This window comes from Enterobacter cloacae complex sp. SHL009 (genome assembly GCF_049237205.1).
GTDB lineage: Bacteria > Pseudomonadota > Gammaproteobacteria > Enterobacterales > Enterobacteriaceae > Enterobacter > Enterobacter cloacae_M.
Window position 1 is genome coordinate 190697 of the sequence record NZ_JBMKIW010000007.1, and the last position, 14847, is coordinate 205543.

The 14847-nt window shown below is 46.7% G+C and carries 16 protein-coding genes; 3 read left to right on the plus strand and 13 right to left on the minus strand.

Annotated features, from left to right (window positions below):
• The 3 genes from ACOTZC_RS16935 to ACOTZC_RS16945 form a co-directional block, all read right to left on the minus strand.
• Complete coding sequence (locus ACOTZC_RS16935) at positions 1 to 2508, minus strand: outer membrane usher protein (protein WP_421635890.1); 2508 nt, start codon at positions 2506 to 2508, stop codon at positions 1 to 3.
• Positions 2509 to 2567: 59 nt separating this feature from the next.
• Positions 2568 to 3128 (minus strand): fimbrial protein, encoded by a 561-nt coding sequence (locus ACOTZC_RS16940; protein ID WP_157843295.1) that lies wholly within the window; start codon positions 3126 to 3128, stop codon positions 2568 to 2570.
• A gap of 66 nt (positions 3129 to 3194) precedes the next feature.
• Positions 3195 to 3716, minus strand: coding sequence for a fimbrial protein (locus ACOTZC_RS16945; protein WP_047174791.1), 522 nt, complete (start codon positions 3714 to 3716; stop codon positions 3195 to 3197).
• A gap of 719 nt (positions 3717 to 4435) precedes the next feature.
• On the opposite strand from ACOTZC_RS16945, the gene ACOTZC_RS16950 reads away from it, so the two are divergent.
• Positions 4436 to 5026 (plus strand): winged helix-turn-helix transcriptional regulator, encoded by a 591-nt coding sequence (locus tag ACOTZC_RS16950; protein ID WP_045400548.1) that lies wholly within the window; start codon positions 4436 to 4438, stop codon positions 5024 to 5026.
• A gap of 536 nt (positions 5027 to 5562) precedes the next feature.
• Positions 5563 to 6315 carry a hypothetical protein gene (locus ACOTZC_RS16955; protein WP_248188904.1) on the plus strand — a complete coding sequence of 251 codons (753 nt, stop codon included), beginning with the start codon at positions 5563 to 5565 and terminating at the stop codon, positions 6313 to 6315.
• 65 nt (positions 6316 to 6380) lie between these two features.
• Here the strand turns inward: ACOTZC_RS16955 and ACOTZC_RS16960 are convergent, their stop codons facing one another.
• From ACOTZC_RS16960 to ACOTZC_RS17000, 9 genes are all read right to left on the minus strand, one after another.
• Complete coding sequence (locus tag ACOTZC_RS16960; protein WP_248188903.1) at positions 6381 to 7940, minus strand: KAP family NTPase; 1560 nt, start codon at positions 7938 to 7940, stop codon at positions 6381 to 6383.
• Positions 7941 to 8615: 675 nt separating this feature from the next.
• Positions 8616 to 9107, minus strand: a complete 492-nt coding sequence (locus tag ACOTZC_RS16965; RefSeq protein ID WP_248188902.1) for a helix-turn-helix domain-containing protein — start codon at positions 9105 to 9107, stop codon at positions 8616 to 8618.
• A gap of 35 nt (positions 9108 to 9142) precedes the next feature.
• On the minus strand, positions 9143 to 9928 hold the full coding sequence (locus tag ACOTZC_RS16970) for a hypothetical protein (protein ID WP_214604059.1): 786 nt from the start codon (positions 9926 to 9928) through the stop codon (positions 9143 to 9145).
• The gene (locus ACOTZC_RS16975) at positions 9925 to 10098 is read right to left on the minus strand and encodes a hypothetical protein (RefSeq protein ID WP_014830800.1); all 174 of its coding nucleotides are present in this window, start codon (positions 10096 to 10098) and stop codon (positions 9925 to 9927) included. The genes ACOTZC_RS16970 and ACOTZC_RS16975 overlap by 4 nt, the downstream gene beginning before the upstream one ends.
• 413 nt (positions 10099 to 10511) lie before the next feature.
• Positions 10512 to 12275, minus strand: a complete 1764-nt coding sequence (locus ACOTZC_RS16980; RefSeq protein WP_421635887.1) for a DNA primase family protein — start codon at positions 12273 to 12275, stop codon at positions 10512 to 10514.
• Positions 12272 to 12586 carry a DUF4222 domain-containing protein gene (locus tag ACOTZC_RS16985; RefSeq protein ID WP_421635888.1) on the minus strand — a complete coding sequence of 105 codons (315 nt, stop codon included), beginning with the start codon at positions 12584 to 12586 and terminating at the stop codon, positions 12272 to 12274. Before ACOTZC_RS16985 ends, ACOTZC_RS16980 begins: the two co-directional genes overlap by 4 nt.
• 10 nt (positions 12587 to 12596) lie before the next feature.
• Positions 12597 to 12800, minus strand: coding sequence for a hypothetical protein (locus ACOTZC_RS16990; protein ID WP_020686326.1), 204 nt, complete (start codon positions 12798 to 12800; stop codon positions 12597 to 12599).
• A gap of 115 nt (positions 12801 to 12915) precedes the next feature.
• Positions 12916 to 13791 carry a tyrosine-type recombinase/integrase gene (locus ACOTZC_RS16995; RefSeq protein WP_023299399.1) on the minus strand — a complete coding sequence of 292 codons (876 nt, stop codon included), beginning with the start codon at positions 13789 to 13791 and terminating at the stop codon, positions 12916 to 12918.
• On the minus strand, positions 13784 to 14074 hold the full coding sequence (locus ACOTZC_RS17000) for a host cell division inhibitor Icd-like protein (RefSeq protein WP_309233083.1): 291 nt from the start codon (positions 14072 to 14074) through the stop codon (positions 13784 to 13786). Before ACOTZC_RS17000 ends, ACOTZC_RS16995 begins: the two co-directional genes overlap by 8 nt.
• Positions 14075 to 14101: 27 nt before the next feature.
• On the opposite strand from ACOTZC_RS17000, the gene ACOTZC_RS17005 reads away from it, so the two are divergent.
• Positions 14102 to 14281: a hypothetical protein gene (locus ACOTZC_RS17005; protein WP_095455415.1), complete on the plus strand. Its 180-nt coding sequence runs from the start codon at positions 14102 to 14104 to the stop codon at positions 14279 to 14281.
• A gap of 357 nt (positions 14282 to 14638) precedes the next feature.
• Here ACOTZC_RS17005 and ACOTZC_RS17010 read toward each other — a convergent pair whose 3' ends face one another.
• On the minus strand, positions 14639 to 14836 hold the full coding sequence (locus tag ACOTZC_RS17010) for a helix-turn-helix transcriptional regulator (protein WP_045339018.1): 198 nt from the start codon (positions 14834 to 14836) through the stop codon (positions 14639 to 14641).
• Positions 14837 to 14847: the final 11 nt, after the last annotated feature.

A 14847-nucleotide genomic window follows, 5' to 3' on the forward strand; every position in this document is an offset into this window, starting at 1 on the left:
TCATTGGCACGGCAGTAACAGATTTCCGTTCTGGTTCAGTCCTGTTAATTTCTCCGGGACGGTAACGGTGCACTGTACTTTTCCATCCCAGCTCACATCCAGTTTTGCGCCCGGCTTAAGGCCGGAGAGATACGTCTGACCTTCGTCGTTGACGATCCCAATTTCCTGTTTATCAGAGTTCTGTACGCTGGCACCAAACGGCGGGAAACTGCCATCGGCCAGACGAATAACTCCCATTGCCTTTTCTCCGGAGATCACGTTGAATTTACGGTAGCCAATCGCCCCCTCGGTCAGCGTGGCCTGCACCACCGAGGAAGAAACTTCGGCGTTATCCGGCAAGTCATTAATATCGATGCTCAGGTTATTTTTGTTATAATCGCTGACTTCAGTGATTACCGCCTTGCCGAAGCGGTTAGTACGAGTGCTGTCACTGTAACCCTGTACCGGAATGTCTGTGGCGTCACCGGTATCCACCATCACGCGAGTCCCCCCCAGGTTGTTCGCTCGGTGCAGTGCCGCACCATGCGATGTTGCCGTCACCCCTCCACGCAGAGATAGACCGGCAGAAGTGTACTGGTTCTGCTGGTAATCGACGTTGGCGGTAACATCGGTCACATCCCCAGAATGATCGTAGTAACCACTAAGCGTGCCGCCATCATTACTGCCACCTGCGGCAATACGGTAGTTATCACCATTTTTAAGGTGGTCAAAATACGCCAGATTATGGCTATTGCTGTCGCCGTTTACTGAGCCGTTATAACTGATCGAACCGGAGTCTCCCCATGGCACGGAAAGAGACAGGTACATACCATCATCATTTTCACCGTTAAATTTATTGCGATAAGCCGTCAGTGAACCGTTAATGTTTTTCCATTTACCGATGTCGAAGTAACGCGAGAGCGATAGGTTATAGCGATCTTCTGCTGGGTTATTCCAGTAAGTCTGATGCGAATAGTTCAGGTATGCGGAAAGCCCCAATGACTTAAACTGCTGGCTGAAGGTCATTGTGTACATCTCTCGACTCTGCATAAAGTCATCGTGACTCGTCGTGTAATTCAGATAGTCATTGAAGCTCATGTAATCTTTCTCGGAGAAGCGATAACCCGCGAAAGTCACCTGGCTACCGGTATCATCAAAGCGTTTCGAATAACTGACCCGGTATGACTGTCCATGTCGATCTTGGTCTTCCAGCTTTGTGTCTGAGCGCGTTACATCAAATGAGAGAGCACCCAGTATCAGCAAATCACGGCCAATACCCGCCGCCACGGAAAGGTAATCGCTGCTGCTTACCATCCCTCCATATAAGGACCAGCCGTTGCTGACCCCCCAAGAGAATTCGCCCGAACCAAAGGTTTCGCCTTCAGTGCTGTGATCGTAACTCGTCGGTTTTCCGGCAAACACCTTGTAGCGCACGCTGCCCGGACGGGTCAGATAGGGAATGCTGGCTGTGCTAACCTTAAATTCCTGCACTGAACCATCCTGCTCCTGTACCCGCACGTCAAGCATGCCAGAAACCGCATTATTCAGATCCTGTATGGCAAACGGCCCAGCCGCCACCTGAGTTTCATAAATCACTCGCCCCTGCTGGGAAATAGTCACTTTGGCATTGGTTTTCGCGACGCCGGTCACCTCTGGCGCATAACCACGCAGGTTTGGTGGCAGCATGTTGTCATCAGAAATCACGCTGGCCCCGGTAAAGCGGAAGCTATCGAACAGATCCGAATTGAGGTAGTCCTCACCCAACGTCAGCTTTGCTTTCAAGGCGGTCAGTGCTCGGTAGAGATATACCCGACTCCAAGTCCACTGTTTCTGACCAGAACCGTTATCTTCACCGGAGTGATCGTCATAATTAGTTTGCCAGTCCGCACGCGCACGCCATGCTCCCATATTGGCACCGAAGGTACCGTTACCGGAGACACTGTTCTCGTCACTGCCGTGCGAGTTCTGACGGGTCTGAGCATTGAGGTTATAGTCGGCCAACAGGCCGGGTACCCCCTCATCCCACATGCTGCTCGGCACCCAGTTATCATCGGTGTATTCCAGATAAGCCTGCGGGACGCTGATGGTCAGTACCCCGGAACTCAGATCTGGGTTCACCTCCACACCTTTCAGGGCCGTAATGTCCACGCACTGACTGTTGTGCCAGGAGGTAAATGCTTTTGCGCTGTCTTCTTTAAAGCCAAGTTTCTTTACCACTTCAGGTTTAAAACACGCTTTCGAATCCTTGCCATCCTCGCCATCGGGATAAACCGATATCGACTGCTCTTCCAGTTCGTTCTCATTAATTTTAATTTTAAATATATAATCCCCAGGCATGATATAACCACGTTTTGCGAAGTGGCTTAGATCGATATTTTCTTTATCTTTAATATCTAGCACATCAGTATTAAACTGAATATCACCCGCAGCTTTTACGTTACCGTGAAAATTTATAAAGACACATGCGGTCAATACTGTCCACTTTGCCGACCTTTTAACAAGATTATTATTTATCTTTCTGTAAATCATATCCGCCACACCAGTAACCTGACAGTCAAATAAAAAGAAAAAAGCTTGCAGAACTGAATTTAGAAATATTCAATTCGGTACCGAATAATGGCACTATAATCACCAACAACTATATCGCGCATTGTATTTCTGAGTCTAAACTGATAATCCAGCCGGTTATCTGACACTGTTATCTGCTGTAAGGATACAGGCCGACCTGGGTGGATAACTGCACCATGGCTGTCCTGCAGTTGTAGCGCTACACCGCCCGTATTACCGCTGACCCGGAAAAGGCCATCCTCTTCATCACCGTCAAAAATTATGTTCAAATACTGCCAGGCGGAGGGCTCCGATGAAGAGTCAATTGCGCACTTGGTTAAATGGATGGAAAAGTCTTCAGGTACACCCTCACCGGTGCGTTTAATATGCCCACGGGTTTCTCCGGGCATAGTAATTTCCTGATAACCGTCTCCCATATCAATATCACAAGCACTGGAAATAATTGCACCATTCATACTGACGCGTCCGGATAACGCCGGATCAAACTCTGAAGGAGGGTTAACGTCCCGGTGCGAGGCCTGCGCCGCGAAAGCCATTGCGGTAAGTAAAAACGTCAGTACGGCGTACATTAATTTACTCATAGTTTCCGGTTCTGATATTAAAAAAACGCCTGCGGGGTACAGGCGTTTCCAGCTCAGCCGCTGGGTTTACTGGTAAGCGAGAGTAAAATCAGCAATCGCGGTGAAATCACCCGTGGTTGCAGTCACACCACTATCACCCTGCAGATAAGCGGAGAACAGCAGGGTGTTGTTACCATCCTGCAGAGAATGACCGTCAGAAGCTTTACCCAGCTCAATCTGTTTACCATCCCCGTTAGTCAGGATGATGCTCGCACCTTTAGCGGTACCGGTGATGCCCAGAGAGCCCGCAGTCGCACCTTCCGCACCAGTGAAGGTTGTAGTAACAGTTTTAGCGGTTACATCGGTGCAGTTTTCCAGCTTGATTTCAAAGTTACGCGGTGTGGATGTGCCACTGTTTGCCAGCGCAGCATTTGAAATTTGTCCAAGACTTACAGTCTGATCGATACTGTCTGGGCTAATTGAACATGGAGCATCAATAATAGAGCCAGTGAATGTTACTTTGCCGTGCCCCTGGTCAGCCGCATTTGCATTCGCCATCAAAGCACCACTGAGCATTGCAGCAATAAAAGCAATTTTTTTCGTATTCATAACTTATATTCCACTACGATATATTTTTCGGGCTGATTTAATCGACCCATCCTTAACAAATAATTAACGCTACATTCCAATGTGGCGTTCGTTTGTTCGCTTTCAATTATTGCGACAGATGTATCTTCTTACAATTCAAAACTGATCCCAATTTAGACAGAGACACTTATTAAGTCATATTACCAAAATTAGAGCTTCCATTATTAAAATGCCATTCTAAATTTGGATCAATTAAAATTAAGAGCTGATAACCATGGGTGCTAGACTTATGTTTTTTCCTGGAAGAAGTGTTCACTTCACATGGAAAAATTAACACGTAAAAACATGTAACTAGTAATGGAAGATAACACATCAGTCATTATTATCTGCTTTGAGTAATTTTGTGAGTGGTATCTGCGCCTTCACGATTTCAGCATATTTACCGAAGAAAATGTCAATACCCTGCTTTATGAGGAAAGACAAGAATATTACCCGTACTCACCATTAATAATTGATGCGTACCACGGTATTTTTTACTTAAACATAGAAAGCATCACTATTCATATCGTTTATTTAAAATCAGAATTGAACCAATAAAAATTAAAAAAATTTTATTGCATATATTTCAAATTTGACTAATTTGACGGTTGCGTCTATATTTTTATTACATAATACCTAATAACTTAGAATCTATGGTAACTGTTAATCTCAAGTCAACACGCACAAATCCGAAATATTTGATGGCGTTGATGGACAAGCTGGCGCCTTATCTGCAGTATAAGCGCGTCGAAGTAAACACCCGTTACACCATAACGGCTCAGCGGCAGTCCCCCTGCTATTTTATCCGCACGGGTGCAGTTTCCATGTACCGGCAGCCGGATGACATTCTCATCGATCTGTTTGATGCCCCCACACTGCGCGGCGTGATTGCCTTACCGCCGGAAACTCTTTCGGTATACGTCATCAAAACTATCGTACCCTCTGAAATAGCGATTATCGATCGTGAAAAACTGTTCGCGCTTCTTACCGAGCACAATCTTTGGGAACTTTTGGCTGACCATCTACTGGAAGCAAGCAGCATGGTTGTCGAGAGGATGTTTAAATTAATATCCCCGACGACCTATAATGTTGTCCGCCATCAACTCTATGAACTGATCAACCTTCCGGAGGACGTTCGAGAAACCATTCTTGCGGAAAATTACATTCGCAGTAAAACCCGCCTCTCCCGCAGCGGTATTATGCGCATCCTCTCTGATTTAAAGGATGGCGGATATATCGTTATTGTTAAAGGAATCCTAAAAGAAGTTCATCACCTTCCGGAGAATTATTAAAACAACTTAGATCATTTTGTACTTCCCTGGTGCTAAGACGGAGCCGAACGAAACAACATTATTAAAGTTCCCTTGTCGCCAGCGTAAACCTTTCCTCTTTTCTTACAAAGGCTTGAGACATAGAACAAGGAGGGGCCTCATTTATACTCGGCAGAAACAGTGAACACTAATGACGACGGAGAGTCCTTCCTGTCGGAAGCTAAAGCACAAAGTTGATTTCGGTAGGTTTTCGAAGAGTTTGAAATGGTGCGATAATAGGAGCGCAACACAACAACAAAAAATATGATTCATAAGCATTTTTACGTATAAGGTCCTTTGAGATACCCCCAAAAGTACCCCCAACAAATGTAGTTGCCCCTACAAAGCTACAAGATTGACAACTGATAGTTCTTCAAATGAAAGCTATAAGTTTCGAAAGGAAAATGTTGTCGTGCGTGACGAAAACACAACTTAAGATGAATGATGAGCTTCCTTGTTCCGTATTCAAGTAGTAGGCTGCTACATTAGTGATCTTACATTTTCATTAAAGCGATGATATGAAAAACAGTCCATATACAAATACAGACACCACTCTGCGTGCTGCCGGCTCAGTCTTGGGGCTCTTACCACAGATTACAGGTTTAGCCGTAGGGTTTACAGGCCTCGCTTATATAATTGGATGGAAAGAATCCTCTGCATACTATCGTGAGCTTGGAGCACCTTGGGCCTCCTCCATGTTAACTTCAGTCCAGATAATGCAGACTAGTATTTCTCTTATCACTATTATTTTTGCGGTTGCATTCTGTAGCTTTGTTGCGCTGCTTGAAAATAAAGCCGGAATGAAAGGCCTTCGTCGGTGGTCAATTTTTTTCCTTGTGCTGGCGTCGATTTCTTACTGTTCATCATTGATTTTTGATAAACATGTAAGTTCGAATTTATTAGTTGGTATTACTGGTTTTTTTTGGGCGATAGCCACAGGCACTACTGTGGGAGAATTAATTGCCTGCTTAGCACTTCGTGAATTAAAATGGAGTGGGTACGAAGTTTATTTATTGTATTTCATTCTAGCATTTGGAATTTTTTATGCTCCCACCCTGATAGGGGAGTCCAGGGCTAAGATGGCTGCCGACTTTACTTCAAATAGACTGCCAACCGTTCGTTTAGATGAAAATAAAATAAATGAATGGAAACTATTAGGTCCATGCGGTGATAATTTCTTATTGATAACACAAAGCACTGACAAAAAAGGAAGGCTATTTAAAGTAGTTGCCGCAGAGAGCATTTCCGAAATCAAAGCCACAGCAAGGTAAAGAAATCCCTCTCCAAAAATAAGCAAATAAAGCTATGACTTTAACTAAGACATAGCTTTTATTGTTCAACCTCTATCGAATAAAGGATGTATTACAAAGGTACGTTTCATATCTGTTATATCCAGATCAGGCTTATCATATGAAGAGTATATAATTAGAGTGTCTGTTTTCTTAATACCAATTACACCAACAATAAACCAAACCTTCATTAACTCATCAAAGTTCATAATTATTTTTGTATGCAATTCACTTTCATTTTCCGAAGGAGCTCTGTCTAAGATATAAGTTAGCACTTCATTTTTATTATCTTCACTTATAGAATCTAACGAAAAGTTAGAATGTTTTAATATGGAAAGTGAGTCAACATACTCAGATATGTTTTTGTAAATACTAACCCATTCAGAAACCAAGGCTCTTTTACGTGAGGAAAAGAACTTTTCCTCAGCCATCAAGACTATATCTTTATCTATACTAACATTACCATCGCATTCTTTTAAACAATAATTGATAAAACTTATAGCATCTCTTGGCCTTAGCATTGTTCTGTCAAGGATGTAATCATCTGCTTTTACATCATCTATCATAAAGTGAAAAATATCTCTCATTGTAACTGTGCGTGAGCCTTGATACTTATTTTTTATAAGATGATTCAGACGCATATCGATTATGTTTCTTATCTCAGATTTATTCCAGGAAACAGCATAAATGAGAGATTGATCCTTTTCATCTTGCCTGAGAGTTTTGTTATAAATCCCCATTAGTATGTCAGTCCTAATTGAAATTAGAACCTTCACAGACTTAATGTCTAACAACTCCCTGAACGCTTCAAGTAATGCATTTATAAAGTCGTATCGTATATCACTTGAACTTAACCATGATCTATCCAGATCATCTATACTTATTATAATTCTAAACTGCCCTACTTCAGAAAATTCTTCGTTTAATATTTTTATTAACTCTTTTTGTTTTCTTATTAACTCTCGACTAACATAACTAGAAGTTTCGGATTGAACTTTTTGAGTTTCCTCACGACCTAACTTCCCTCCCAGGTCAATACCTTTTATCCCTATTTTAGAGGATAGTTCACTTTGCATCTTATTACTAATTTCTATTAAAGCTTTATCATTAAAAAAAACATCCTTGAATTGTTCAATGTATTCATTTGCTAACTCAGGATTATAAGATTTTTTCTTCCCTCCAATTAATTCCTGAACTCGATTAAAAAAACTCTGATAAGTTGATCTATGTAATGCTGGGATAACTTTTATTAATAATGCATGTAGCCACAATGATTTATAGAACACCCTTAAATCAATACCATTTTCATTTAAAGAAGATATAAAAACATTATTTTTCACATGTTCAAATATTGTATTTTCAGCCTCTATTTTGTCATAAACCTTAATACTTCCCTCATCGAGAATCTTTCTTAGCAGCGCTGATTTGCCACTTCCGGTCCTTCCAACTATAATTCTTTTGGTGAAGTCTGGATTCTTCTCCGAAGAATCGAAATTCATTATCCCTTTGAATATGTTAGTTTCATAAAAACAAGCATCTAAATAAGTGTCTGATTCAGCCTCAAGCTTTCCAATTTCGTCATTATTTCTAAAAACATGTGTATTCACTCAGATCACTCCTCAAGATAATTAAAGATCAAGAAAAATTAATTAGAGCATAAAGTTAGGTTATTTGACTTTAATTTACACCAATACTAAATAACCACAAGGAAATATTTTAATCAAAAAAATAGCAGTTTAAGCCTTTGTTTACCAGTAGCCAAACGAGACCAGCGTCTGGTTTTTATACAAAATCTCTCATCATTTATTTAGTTCAAGTTCTGGTTCTTACACACGGAAGGAACTGTAACTTAGAGCACGTTCAGCCGAAAATCCCCTTTGGCGCTGCCGGAGGGTGGCAACTTTTGACAACTCAATCTGAACGCCAGCGTCCGGGCAAACCAGAACAGCGATCTGAAAGAAACTAGAGGATGGTTGCCAAGGGGGAGTGCTTAACACCTCCCCTTCACGAGTTCGTGTACCTGAAGTTTTCTGAAGCGGTAGCGGTTGACACTTTCCCCCTAGTTTTCCCTGGTAAGGCATAACAAACCATAACAGGCTGACACCTGCCCTGCTTCGCATCAGGGTTAACAAAAGCTAACAGCCAAGGCTCAACAAATCTCAACGCCAGCCCTTTACACTTCTACTGTAGCTGCTGTTCGTAGGCGTCAGGATCCGTTAGGTTGGGTTGACACTTTTCCCAGTTTCTCGCGAAAAAGTGTCAAGTTTGAGGGGCTGGGGGGTTTACAGTTTTTCGCCGTCCAGCAGGCAGAGTGACATTAAACCAGTTTTGTTCCAGTCATCCAGCGTATCGGGGTGCATTGTGGCAACGTAAGCCAGCTCAGAACGAAGAAACCGTATAGCGCCTGCTGCACGGTATTTGCCATAGAAGCTGTGGGTTTCTTCATCCGGCCGGAAGAGAATCAGCAATTGTTCATCGGGCTCGTGCTGAACATCAAAACCCAGCTCAGCGGCTGCGGCCTCTATTCGCTGGCCAGCATCATTATCAGCCGGCAGCGCTTTCCCGCCGTCATGCTTCCATACCCATGCGGCGGCCTGCGCCCACGTCATTTCAGTCTGGTGTTCGCCAGCACCAGCAGAATTTTGTTTAGCCTGCGATGCTTCGACATCCACTTTATCGCCTGAAATTACAATTTCACCGCGGGCTATCCAGCCGTAAACAGTTTGCCGGCTGACGCCCATATGCCTGGCGTAGGCTGATTTACTTAATAGCATCGTGATGTTTCCCTCCGGGCAGAAAAAAGCCGCCCTCAGGCGGCCTGCTTCTCTTCTGAATGTGTCTGCCGCTGGCTGCCTTTGAGCATCGCGCTGACATGTTCGCTTAACTGATCAAGGCCGGTCATGCGGGGCTGTACGTCTGATGGATCGTCGTTCTTCCCGTAAACGAGATTGTTATACCAGGTTCGGACAGCTGTAATTTGTGCGATGTCCTTCCTTACCGCGTCGACCAGATCGGCAACCGCGTTAATCACCTGCCCGTTCTCTGATGCAATACGGGAGAAGCCGAGACGTTTTAGCTGTTCCGTATCGAGTCCCGAACACACAGCGTGCGCCCTCAGTAAGGCGTCCGCCAGCCCCTGATGCTTTCCACTGTGCATCGACAGCAGCATTTTTTCCTGGCTACGGCGATCCAGCCGGGCGAATGCCTGGCGCATTTCACTGTCACGCATGAATCCCTGAACATCATCGGATGCCAGTGGATTAACCGGAGCGAGCTTGTTCTTCAGGTAATCGAGAATGTTTGCGGCCTGCTCGCTTACGGCTGCCACCCCGCGGGTAAAGTCTTTGAGCGTGTCCGGGTTCCGGGCTTCACCTGCCCTGCGATTTTTTGCCTGTTCGTTCAGATCCGGATCGTTGCGGATAACGTCCAGCAAATCCGCCTCAGCTTCGGCCTGCTGCGCCGTTGTCCTCAGGCTGGTGAGTTCGCCCGCCATACCACGGAATAAAGCGGCCATCTGAGTATTTGGCGCAACAACCTTACCGGCATAACCTGCCAGCTCGATACTGTGTTTCCCTATTTTGATTGAGTAGCTCACTGGCCAGCCTCCATTTTTGACAGCCCTGCATCAAATACCTTGCGCGCAACAGCATGGATTGACGGCGCGATCCCCATGCCCGACTTCTGGCGCTCCCTCTCCTGGATGGTTTTCAGAGCCTGAATCTGCTCCCCGTTCAGCAGAACGGGCTTAACGTTAACCTTGCTCATAATGCCCCCTGTTATAGCGACCGTTAAAGTTCCATTAATCGCAACAATCAATTCATCAGTTGCGATTTATGGAACGATATTAATGAAATAGCAGGGGTCCACAACGTGAAAAGAGTGGATGCGTTTTAAAGAATTTGCCCTCAAGGTATACATGGTGTTCATAAAGGCGATAAATTACATATAAAACAATAAATTAACCCATGAACACCGGTCTACATACAGGGATTACAAGTGTTCATGGTGTTCATATTTCTGTTTACTTTATAAGCACATATTTAAAGTGACCTATGAACACTATGAATACCCTATGAATACCTTACACAAAGGTGTTCATAGTCAATCTTATTGATTTAATTGAACTTTAACCAATCAATGAACACTATGAACACCTTTCGCCATATTTAGCTAAACATTCATCTTTTTTCCTCAGCTAACGGGTGCGCCTGCGGCAGCCAGTCCTCCGCACTCTCTGAAAGTTCGACGTTCGTCACCACGCCGCGGGTCTTTCTCTCCTTGCGGTACTCGTGATTAAACTCCCGCATGGCGCTTTCCATTCCCTCAGAGAATTTATTCAGCGTCAGCGGCTTCTCGAAGCCGTTCGCCTCAAGAAACTTCAGATAAGCGTGATAGAGGTACATGCGGGGGCGATGAGGCGGGTTACGGTTACCCACCAGCATTCCCACGCAATCAGCCAGGCGCTCCAGATGCGCGCAGAAGGCATATAGCGGATCCGTTTTCTGCTTTACCTCCAGTGCTTCTTCGCTGTTCCGTTGCTCCAGCAGCAGCGCCCGCGCTTTTTCCGGATCCGCAAAGTTCGCCAGCAGCCGGCGAACAACCACCGGAATTTCAGCGGATATCTTTTCTGCCAGTTCGGGATCCTTATCCTCTTCGCTGACGCGCCGGTTAAACTGGAAAATTACGCGGCGCCGGGAAACGCCGCCGGCACGCTCGGTGAAAATCATCGGCGTGTTGTTCGTGGCCACAATCACCGCCCGCAGAACGGCGGTGTACTGGTGCTCGTGCTTCGGGTCTATCTCCACCGCATCCCCGCCGGTTATCGCTTTTATCCCCGTGCCCTCTCCTGAATATTTAGGCTGGTCAGGAAGCGTTATCATGCTCTTGCCTACGAACTGCGCCCGCCCGCGCGCGCTGTCGAGCGCCGCCATGTTCCCGCTGGCGGTGTTATGCGCGCCGGCCAGCATCGTGGCGATATGGGTAAAGACGCTTTTCCCGCTGCCGCCCTCCCCGGTTATCTCGAGGAACAGCTGCCAGTCGTACCGGTTCGCCAGCACCATAAAGAGCGCTGCAGCGATGCGCTGCATCTTAATTGCGTCTCTATCTGATGCGTAACTTAGCCACTTATGGAAGTTCGGCGCGTGGTCGCGGAGGTTTTCGCCCGGTACCGCCGGCGTGTAGGTCACGCCGTTATGGTTGGTCAGCCAGTTATCCTGGCTGTGTTCGGAGAAAACGCCGGTTTCCATATCGTAGACGCCGTTAGCAAAGGGGATCAGGCTGCGCCGCGGCTCCCCCATTACCGGGATAACGATTTTCAGGGCGTCGATAACGTTGTTGATCGCGCGCTTGCTGAAGTTGGTTTTATTCTCGTTGTAGATAGCCACCATTTCGCGGCTCAGCTCGAGCAGTGACGTTTTCTCCCAGATGCCGGCGCGGTAGACGTACACGCCTTCGCTGTTTTCATGGATCGCAATGCCGGTGTAACGCGCGGCCAGTATGAGCGCCTTTTCGTTATCAGCCAGGTCGCGGAGGTTTACATCCGTCAGCGGTTTGCCGATCACCATGCTTTTGCCGGCTTCCGCATCGGCTTTGAGGCGCGGCAACTGTGGCGTCCAGTCCTCCAGAAGCTGATAACCTTCAGAGTAGAATTGAGCGCGCTCCACGCCGGCCACCGCCAGCTTTGTGGCGAGAATGGTTATCTGTCGTTCGGTCAGATGCCCGCCGCGGCATACCCGGGTATAGAGCCGGCCATCATCCACAATGCGGATATTCTCCAGCTCTGCCAGCTGCTTTTTATCCAGCACAACCGGCGGCACCGTATCGCCAATCGGGTTCATTTCCTGCCATGCTTTGGCGAACGTCCAGGCATCGGCGCCGGCAAAGATGATTGACTCCTCCATGAGATCCGCCGGCTGCTTTTTAAGATTTGGTGCATTCTTCATTTTCTGTTCCCTCGCTCCCTGATGATTTCCCGCATAACCCGAATTCGTTCGATGCCCTGCACCCGCATAATTCGATCGATATCTCTTCCACTGGTGCCCGGCGCGGAAGAAACAAATTCAAATTCCCGCACCAGTCGTTCTGGCGTGCAAAAACACGGTGAGCTGTACCCCTCGCGGCAAAATGTCACTCTGTCGAATCGGTAACTTTCGATAATTACGATATTGCCCCGACTGTCCTTCCATTTATCGCCCGGCCTGATTTCAGGGTGAGCGCGGGCACCAGCAGCTAAGCCGGAATTTTTAATCGTCATATTTTTTACCTCACGCTGCTGGCGGGATTACCTGATAACCAATTTTCCTCAGAAAGCGCGCGGCACTCTCCACCGTAAAAATGATCTCGTCGTCCATAAGGGGGCGCATCGACTGAAGACCATTTGACGTGTCCACCAGATAGCGGCCGCCGGCCGGGAAACTGAAAACGTTTTTGCCGTCGGCCCGGCGAACCAGATCGTAAACAGGAGTCATAATTTCTCCTCCCCATCCCTTAATGACTGGCTGGCAAAACAATATCGCGCACTATTTAATTGCTCAGATACGTGATCGGCAAAAGCGCCGAGACGGCAAAATTGGATAACCATTTTCATACAGATACCTCCATGGCCAGACGGGATTGAATGGCGGAGGCCTTACTGCCTAACTGGAGGTAAGTTCGGGTGATTGCCGGGTTACTGTGCCCGAGCATTTCAGAGGCGACCAGCAAGCCCTGTTCGCCGCCGGCGGACATGAGATTAAAGGCGGCAATTTTGCGGCTGGAGTAGGCACTCAGGCGCAGACGCGTGTTTACTACGCGGGTAAACCACACCATTACGTTGTGCAGTTTCTTCCAGATTGTCTGGCGGCTCACGCTACCTTCCAGAGACTGGCAACGATTACTTTCAATCTGGCTGCGGGAAAATACCAGGTCGTCACCGATAAGATTGCGCTCCATGCGTTCGCGCAGTCGTTTGATGATGCCCGGCGGCAGCTGTTTGGTGTCGTGCTTCACTTCAGCCTTTGCCACCAGCTCAAACACGATCGCCTGTTCTTCTTCCGTCATGCCGGCGGCCAGTTCGTCGCAGCTCACGCTATCCCAGTGCATGTACCCAATGTGATCGCCAGCAAGCCGGGCAGCGTCCTTGCGCTGCTGGCGAACAATCTCGATCCCCTTACGGGTCGCTCTGGCTTCCGCTGCTTTGGTCTGCTTCGCTACGATGATTGTGGCAATGCCGGTTTCCCAGTTGATGCAGGAGTAACGGAAGTTGCACACGTCGCTGGTACGCCAGCCGGTAACGGTCGCAATATCCCACCAGAGTAAAACCCAGTCCGGCTGAGTCTGCTGGATGCGTTCACGTAGTTTGCGCTGCTCTTCCCGTTCGTAAACAGGGGTCATGGTGCGGGTGCCCTTCGTGGTAGTGGCTTTTACCACGTTACCGCGCAGCTCGCGTGCTTTTGCTGTCAGGGTCTGGAGGTTAAACATGCTGTACCTCCTTAAGACGAAAACGACACGCCAGAATACAGACACATCCTGCAGGCGTTTTTTCGCGTGCTTCGTGTTCGGTGGAAGCAGTAACGTTGACGATCTGATTTGTGAATTCACCCAGGGTGAGAAAACGCCATGTAAATTCAGGGCGTGTTTGGGTAGACTTAGTGCAAGCCATAATGTTAGTACCTCTAACGTTGTGGTCAGACGCCCTGAAAGTGTTCCCGCACTTCGGGGCGTTGTTTTTTTTAACTTCTGTGTGTAATGTGTCATCACACATAAACACATTACATCGGGTGTAATTAACGTGTCAACACACAAAAACGAGAGACGTGGTAATCCTCCATTCCAATTTCGGCTGGATCCAGAACTGCGAGAAATGATGGAACGGGCGCAACAGCAAGATGGTGATGAGTCACTAGCTGCGTGGCTGAAGAGGATCGTTCGCAAAGAACTCCAACAGCGTGGAATTGCACCTAAAGAGTAAATAATGAAAAAAATCCTGCTTGGTCTTATCGTCTTATTAATAGCAGTATTCGCACTCAAATCATGCCTCAGCAGTGAGAGCGCTTGCGGAAGTAACGAAAAAGACGTACTGAAGCAAAGTTGCGAAAAATTACTTAACAAAAATTGATTATCGCAGGGGGCGACGGAGAGAGCCTCGCCCTTGCTACGGGGAATAATTAATTGGCTGCTTTCGGTGCGAGCGAAGCCCTGCCTCAGATGGGCATAAATGTTCTTCATGGCATTAACCTTTTTGAATTGTTTAGTGAGCTGTCGCGACAAACTTATTCTGCGAGATCCGAAGTGCAAACTCTCGCAAATTATCTTTGCTCACGGAATCTCAGTTCGTTTGGCTGCGTGACGATTCAATGCGCTCACTAATCCATTCATCAATTTCGCTTTCAATGAAAGCGATTGCTCGAGAACCAATCTTTATGGATGAGGGGAAACGTTGCTCAGCCATGAGTCGATAGATCCAAGCCTTGCTATAGCCGGTTCTGCGCTGAACTTCAGGTAAGCGGATAAGGGATTGGGACATATATACCTCTC

Excerpts from the sequence above, each read along its gene's own strand:
- ACOTZC_RS16935 (WP_421635890.1), bottom strand. The coding sequence starts at position 2,508 with ATGATTTACAGAAAGATAAATAATAATCTTGTTAAAAGGTCGGCAAAG.
- ACOTZC_RS16940 (WP_157843295.1), bottom strand. The coding sequence starts at position 3,128 with ATGAGTAAATTAATGTACGCCGTACTGACGTTTTTACTTACCGCAATG.
- ACOTZC_RS16945 (WP_047174791.1), bottom strand. The coding sequence starts at position 3,716 with ATGAATACGAAAAAAATTGCTTTTATTGCTGCAATGCTCAGTGGTGCT.
- ACOTZC_RS16950 (WP_045400548.1), top strand. The coding sequence starts at position 4,436 with ATGGCGTTGATGGACAAGCTGGCGCCTTATCTGCAGTATAAGCGCGTC.
- ACOTZC_RS16955 (WP_248188904.1), top strand. The coding sequence starts at position 5,563 with ATGAAAAACAGTCCATATACAAATACAGACACCACTCTGCGTGCTGCC.
- ACOTZC_RS16965 (WP_248188902.1), bottom strand. The coding sequence starts at position 9,107 with ATGCTATTAAGTAAATCAGCCTACGCCAGGCATATGGGCGTCAGCCGG.
- ACOTZC_RS16975 (WP_014830800.1), bottom strand. The coding sequence starts at position 10,098 with ATGAGCAAGGTTAACGTTAAGCCCGTTCTGCTGAACGGGGAGCAGATT.
- ACOTZC_RS16980 (WP_421635887.1), bottom strand. The coding sequence starts at position 12,275 with ATGAAGAATGCACCAAATCTTAAAAAGCAGCCGGCGGATCTCATGGAG.
- ACOTZC_RS16985 (WP_421635888.1), bottom strand. The coding sequence starts at position 12,586 with ATGACGATTAAAAATTCCGGCTTAGCTGCTGGTGCCCGCGCTCACCCT.
- ACOTZC_RS16990 (WP_020686326.1), bottom strand. The coding sequence starts at position 12,800 with ATGACTCCTGTTTACGATCTGGTTCGCCGGGCCGACGGCAAAAACGTT.
- ACOTZC_RS16995 (WP_023299399.1), bottom strand. The coding sequence starts at position 13,791 with ATGTTTAACCTCCAGACCCTGACAGCAAAAGCACGCGAGCTGCGCGGT.
- ACOTZC_RS17000 (WP_309233083.1), bottom strand. The coding sequence starts at position 14,074 with ATGTGTGATGACACATTACACACAGAAGTTAAAAAAAACAACGCCCCG.
- ACOTZC_RS17010 (WP_045339018.1), bottom strand. The coding sequence starts at position 14,836 with ATGTCCCAATCCCTTATCCGCTTACCTGAAGTTCAGCGCAGAACCGGC.